The 5982-nt window shown below is 73.8% G+C and carries 4 protein-coding genes; 2 read left to right on the top strand and 2 right to left on the bottom strand.

The genetic code is table 11. From position 1 onward, the window contains the following. The coding region (locus KBB57_RS19790) for a DMT family transporter (protein ID WP_290754058.1) at positions 1-1011 on the top strand (1011 nt) is incomplete at its 5' end. Here the strand turns inward: KBB57_RS19790 and KBB57_RS19785 are convergent. Next, complete coding sequence (locus KBB57_RS19785) at positions 1012-1662, bottom strand: Crp/Fnr family transcriptional regulator (protein WP_290754055.1); 651 nt, start codon at positions 1660-1662, stop codon at positions 1012-1014. A gap of 139 nt (positions 1663-1801) precedes the next feature. On the opposite strand from KBB57_RS19785, the gene KBB57_RS19780 reads away from it, so the two are divergent. Next, positions 1802-3367 (top strand): arylsulfatase, encoded by a 1566-nt coding sequence (locus KBB57_RS19780; protein WP_290754052.1) that lies wholly within the window; start codon positions 1802-1804, stop codon positions 3365-3367. A 113-nt stretch (positions 3368-3480) separates the two neighbouring features. Here the strand turns inward: KBB57_RS19780 and KBB57_RS19775 are convergent, their stop codons facing one another. Continuing rightward, positions 3481-5865 (bottom strand): EAL domain-containing protein, encoded by a 2385-nt coding sequence (locus tag KBB57_RS19775; protein WP_290754049.1) that lies wholly within the window; start codon positions 5863-5865, stop codon positions 3481-3483. Positions 5866-5982 lie beyond the last annotated feature (117 nt).

The raw sequence follows: 5982 nt of genomic DNA, 5'->3' as shown, positions 1-5982 counted from the left end.
GGGCGGCGGGGGGATATGGCGGGCGCGCCGGCGCGGGGCCGGGGCAGGCGGGGCAGGGACATGGGCGGAGGGCGCGACGCGACGGCGTTCGGGGCGGCGATCATCGTCGGCGGCATGGTCGTGCTCGGCTTCACCGACACGCTGGTGCGGGTGGTCGCGAACGAGGCGGGGCTGTGGCAGTTCCACCTGACCCGGAGCGGGATGGCGCTGCCGCTGCTCGTCGTCGGCGCCGCGGTCCTCGGGCTGCCGCTCCGGGCGCGGCGGCCGGGGGCGGTGGCGATCCGCGCCGGGGTGCAGACGCTGTCGATGCTGCTCTTCTACGCGGCGCTCGCCGCGGCGCCGGCGGCGCAGGTCGGCGCGGCGCTGTTCACCGCGCCGCTCTGGGTGCTGATCTTCGCCGCCGGGTTCTTCGGGCGGCCGATCGGGCCGTCGCGGATGCTGGCGGTGGCGCTCGGCTTCGCCGGGGTGCTGGTGATGCTGCGGCCGGACGCCGCCAGCCTGTCGGCGATGACGCTGGCGCCGGTGGCGGCCGGGGCGCTCTACGGACTCGGCAACCTGCTCACCCGCGAGTGGTGCGGCGAGGAGCCGGTCGGGGCGCTGCTGCTCAGCTATTTCGGCGGGCTCGGCCTCGCCGGGGCGGCGATGCTCGTCGTCCTCGCGGCGTTCGAGCCGCCGGCGGCCTGGGCGGAGGCGGCGCCGTTCATCGCCGCCGGCTGGCGGGCGCCGTCGCTGCTGGTGCTCGGCGTCGTGCTGGTGCAGGCCGCCGGCGCGCTCGTCGCCGTCGGCATGGTGGCGCGCGGCTACCAGTCGGGCGACACCTCGACGCTCGCGGTCTTCGAGTACAGCTATGTGCTCTCGGTCGCGGCCTGGGCCTACCTGCTGTGGGGCGAGCGGCTCGGGCCGCTCGACCTGCTCGGCATGGCGATGATCGTCTCGGCCGGGGCCATCGTCGCCCTCGCCCCCGCCCCGCCGCCGTCGCGACGGAGCCCTCCCGCCGACCCGGCCGCGTAGCTACTCGCCCTCGCCGCGCGCGAAGGCCGCCAGCGCGGCGGGGTCGAGCACCCGGATGCTGCGATAGCCCGTCGCCACCCAGCCGCGGGCCGCGAGCCGGCCGAGCGCGGCGTTGACCTGCTTGCGCGTGGCGTTCGCCATGGCGCCGAGCTCGTCCTGCCCGACGGGCGCCGCGTCGCCGATCGCGGCGCAGCGCGCCAGCACGGCGGCGATCCGCCGGTCGCGGTCGGAGATCAGCAGGTCGTGGATGATCCGGATGGCGAGGTCGATGTCGAGCATGGCGATCTCGCCGAAGCGCCGGGCGGCGTCGGGATCGGCGGCGGCCATCCGCTGCATCTGGTCGAGCGGCAGCGAGAGGACGGCGCAGTCGGTGATCGCGCGCAGCTCGACCCGCCGCGGCTCGCCGCTCAGGAAGCACCCCTCGCCGGTCCAGTGCCCCGGCGCCGTCAGGTGCGGCGTCATCGGCTCGGCTCCCGGCGGCGCGGTGACGATGGCGAAGCTTCCGGCGACCAGGCCGTAGGCGCCGCCGGGCGGATCGCCCAGCCGGTAGATCGGCTCGCCGCGGCGGAAGCTCAGCCCGTGCCCCCGGCGCAGCACCTCCGCCTGGAACGGCTTGGGCTGCCGCGCCAGCCAGCCCGAGGCCGTCAACACCCGTCGCGCCTGTTCCTTCATGCGGGGCAATCTAGCCGTTTTGTCCCACGAGGGACAATCGCGACGGCGGCGGCTGCTAGTCTTCCCGCGCAGGCGCCGGTACGAGCGACGCGCCGACGCAAACGGGAGGGCAGGAACCGTGTTGAAACCCATCGGACTGGCGGCGTTCCTCGCCGCATCGGCCGCCACGGGGCTCGCCGCGCAGGATGCGCCGGCGCAAAGGCCGAATATCCTCGTCATCTTCGGCGACGACATCGGCCAGACCAACCTGTCGATCTATTCGCGGGGCCTGATGGGTTATCGCACGCCCAACATCGACCGGATCGGCGAGGAGGGCGCGCTGTTCACCGACTACTACGCCGAGCAGAGCTGCACCGCCGGACGGTCGACCTTCATCACCGGGCAGGCGCCGATGCGCACCGGGCTGTCCAAGGTCGGCCTCCCCGGCGCCGACGTCGGCCTCCAGGCGGTCGACGCGACGATGGCCTCGGCGCTGAAGGATCTCGGCTACGCGACCGGCCAGTTCGGCAAGAACCACCTCGGCGACAAGGACGAGTTCCTGCCCACCGCCCACGGCTTCGACGAGTTCTTCGGCAACCTCTACCACCTCAACGCCGAGGAGGAGCCGGAGAACTTCAACTATCCGCAGGACCCGGCGTTCGCCGAGCGCTTCGGTCCGCGCGGCGTCATCCGCTCCACCGCCGACGGCACGGTCGAGGACACCGGGCCGCTGACCCGCAAGCGCATGGAGACGATCGACGACGAGACCTCGGCGGCGGCGATCGACTTCATGAAGCGCCAGCACGACGCCGGCACGCCGTTCTTCACCTGGATGAACACCACGCGGATGCACTTCCGCACCCACGTCCGCCCCGAGCACCGCGACCAGCCCGGCCTGACGGCGCGCACCGAGTATGCCGACGGGATGATCGAGACCGACAACGTCGTCGGCGAGATCCTGAAGGCGGTCGACGACATGGGCATCGCCGACGACACCATCGTCATCTACACGACCGACAACGGCCCGCACCAGAACTCGTGGCCCGACGCCGGCACGACGCCCTTCCGCTCGGAGAAGAACACCAACTGGGAAGGCGCCTACCGCGTGCCCGCGCTGATCCGCTGGCCCGGCCACATCGAGGCGGGCACGGAGCTCAACGGCATCGTCTCCGGCCTCGACTGGTTCCCGACGCTGCTCGCCGCCGCCGGGAACGCGGACATCACCCAGCAGCTCCTCGACGGCACGACGATCCAGGGCAAGGAATACAAGAACCACCTCGACGGCTACAACCAGCTCGACTACCTGACCGGCAAGTCGGACACGAGCGCCCGCGACCACTTCTTCTACTTCAACGACGATAACGACCTCGTGGCGCTGCGCTACGAGAACTGGAAGGTCGTCTTCGAGGAGCAGCGCGCCACCGGCACCCTGCGGATCTGGGCCGAGCCCTTCACCAAGCTCCGCGTGCCGAAGCTCTTCGACCTGCGCTCCGACCCCTACGAGCGGGCGGACGTCACCTCGAACACCTACTACGACTGGCTGATCGACCGGGTCTACCTGCTCACCCCGGCGCAGGTCTACGTCGCGGACTTCCTCGCGACGTTCAAGGACTACCCGCCGGCCCAGCACGCCGCGAGCTTCTCGATCGACCAGATCACCGACTCGCTGATGGAGCAGCTGAACGCCGCCGGCGGCGGACAGTAGCCCGCCGCGGCGCCGGGGCGGCGACCGCGCCGCCCCGTCCGCCGGATCAGAAGGGCCGCTCGGCCTGGTCGCCCGTAGAGCCTCGCCCGCGTCTCCCGCCGCCGCCCCGCCCCTCAGCCCTTCCCGATCGTCGCCGCGTCGAGCGCCGGGCCGAACAGGTGGCCCTGCACGAAGCCGCAATGCGCGGCGCGCAGCGCGTCGAGCTGGCGCTCGTTCTCCACCCCCTCGGCCACCGTGGCGATGCCGAGCCGCCGCGACAGGTCGAGCACGCTCATCACGATCGCCGCCGTCTCCGGCTCGTCGAGGTCGCGCACGAAGGAGCGGTCGATCTTGATCACGTCGAACGGAAACCGCCGCAGGTAGCCGAGCGACGAATACCCCGTGCCGAAATCGTCGAGCGCGATGCGCACGCCGCGCGCCCGCAACCGGCGCAGGAGCGGCGCAAGGTCGGAGCGGCCTTCCATCAGCGACGTCTCGGTGATCTCCAGCACCAGCCGGCGCGGCGGAAACCCCGAGGCCGCGAGCGCCGCGTCGAGCTCCTCCTCGAAGGCGCCATGGGCGAGCTGCACGGCCGAGACGTTCACCCACAGGTCGCGGCCGCGCGGCCAGCCGGCCGCGTCGGCGCAGGCCCGCGCCAGCGCCCAGGCCCCAATCGGGCCGATCAGCCGCGCCTCCTCGGCGATGGCGATGAACTCCTCCGCCGGCACCCGCCCGTGCTCGGCATGGGTCCAGCGCATCAGCGCCTCGTAGCCGACCGGCGTCCCCGCCTCCGCGTCGATGACCGGCTGGTAGGCGAGCGCCAGCTCGCCCCGCTCGAGCGCGGCCCGCAGGTCGAGCTCGAGCCGCTGCCGCGCCTCCACCTCGGCCGCCATCTCCGGCGCGAACGACCGCCACGCATAGCGCCCCTCGCCCTTGGCGCGGTAGAGCGCCATGTCGGCGGCCTTCATCAGCCCGGTCGGGTCGTCGCCGTCCTGCGGAGCCAGCGCGACGCCGATGCTGGCGCCGAGCGCCACCTCGCGCCCCGCGATCGTCGCCGGCGCGCGCACGGCCTCCAGCGCCCGCTCGGCCGCCACCGCCGCCCCGGCGGCGTCGACGTCTCGGACCACCATGGCGAACTCGTCGCCGCCGAGGCGCGCCGCCACGTCGCCCGGCCCGGCCAGCGCGGCGATCCGCGTCCCGATAATCCGCAGGAGGTCGTCCCCCGCGAGGTGGCCGAGCGTGTCGTTCACCGCCTTGAAGCGGTCGAGGTCGAGCAGCAGCACCGCGACCCGCTCGCCCGCCGCCAGCGCGTCCGCCAGCTGGCGCACGAAGCTCGACCGGTTGTTGAGCCCGGTCAGCGCATCCTGCCACGCCAGCCGCGCCGTCTCCTCCTCGTTCCGCCGCCGGGCGCTGGTGTCGACCACCGCGCCCTCGAAGCCGATGATCTCGCCGGCCTCGTCGCGGATCGCCCAGGCGCTCTCCGCCACCCAGATCAGCTCGCCGGTGCCGAGCCGGCGCACCTGCGAGACGAAGTCGTCGACCCGCCCGTCGCGGCGCAGCCTTCGCAGGAACTCGTCGAGCCGGCCCGGCGCGACGTCGAGGTCGCGGAGATGGACCGCCGCCTCGAGGAACGCCTCGACCGTGTCGAACCCGTTCAGCCGCGCCAGCGGCAGGTTGGCCCGCACCGGCCGGCCCTCCGGGTCGGCCCGGTAGAGCCCGATCGTCATGTTGTCGAAGAGCCGCCGGTTCTCCGCGTCCGCCGCGGCGATCGCCGCCTCGCGCCGGCGCCGCGCCGTCTGGTCGGTGAAGGTCCGCGCGAAGCCGCCGCCGGGCAGGAGCGTCGTGCGCACCTCCAGCGTCTTGCCGTCGAAGGTCTCGCGCTCATAGACGTCGGTCTCCGGCAGGCTCTCCCGCTTGACGATATAGGCGTTGAACCAGGCGCCCACCGTCTCCGCCGAGATGGCGCCCGAGACGTACTGGTAGTCGATGATCTCCGGAAAGCTCGGCCGCGTCGCGAGGAACTCCTCCGGCAGCTGCAGCAGCTCGGCGGTGCGCCGGCTCAGCACCGGCACGCTCAGGTCCGGCTCCACCACCAGCAGCCCCTGGTCCATGTAGTCGAGCGCCCGGCGCATCCGGTCGCGCTCGCGCGCCGTCTGGCCCTCGCGCAGGAGCCGCCCGGCGAGGCGGCCCAGCTCGACGAGGTCCGCCCGCGCCGCCGCGTCGGCCTCGATCCGCTCCGGACCGGCCGCCGCGACGACGCCGAGCCCGCCGGGGATCGCCGCGACCGCCGCGAAGCCGCCGCCCGGCGCCGCCGCGACGGCGACGCAGCCTTCCGCCGGGACCGGCAGCGCCCGGAGCCCGGCGGCGAGGCCCGCCGGCGGGTCGCCGGACCAGACCGCCCCCTCGCGCGGCGCCACGACGCCCCAGGGCGCGCCGGCGGCGACCGCCGCCAGCCGCGCCAGCGGCCGGAGGCCGGGGTCCGCGGACGGCGACGGGCTGGTCTCCCGGTCGAGATCCATGTCCTCCGCCACCCGCCATGCCGCTATGCACGCAACATACTTCCACAACGGGCGCGACAGTCCACCCCGGAAATACGCGCGCGAAGCGAGTATCGCCCCGCGCGCTCCGCCGGCCGT

Origin of the sequence: Amaricoccus sp. (assembly GCF_017993425.1) — a bacterium.
In the GTDB taxonomy this organism is placed as follows: Bacteria; Pseudomonadota; Alphaproteobacteria; order Rhodobacterales; family Rhodobacteraceae; genus Amaricoccus.
Note: the sequence above shows the minus strand (reverse complement) of the source record. Positions and strands in the feature narration are given on the sequence as shown.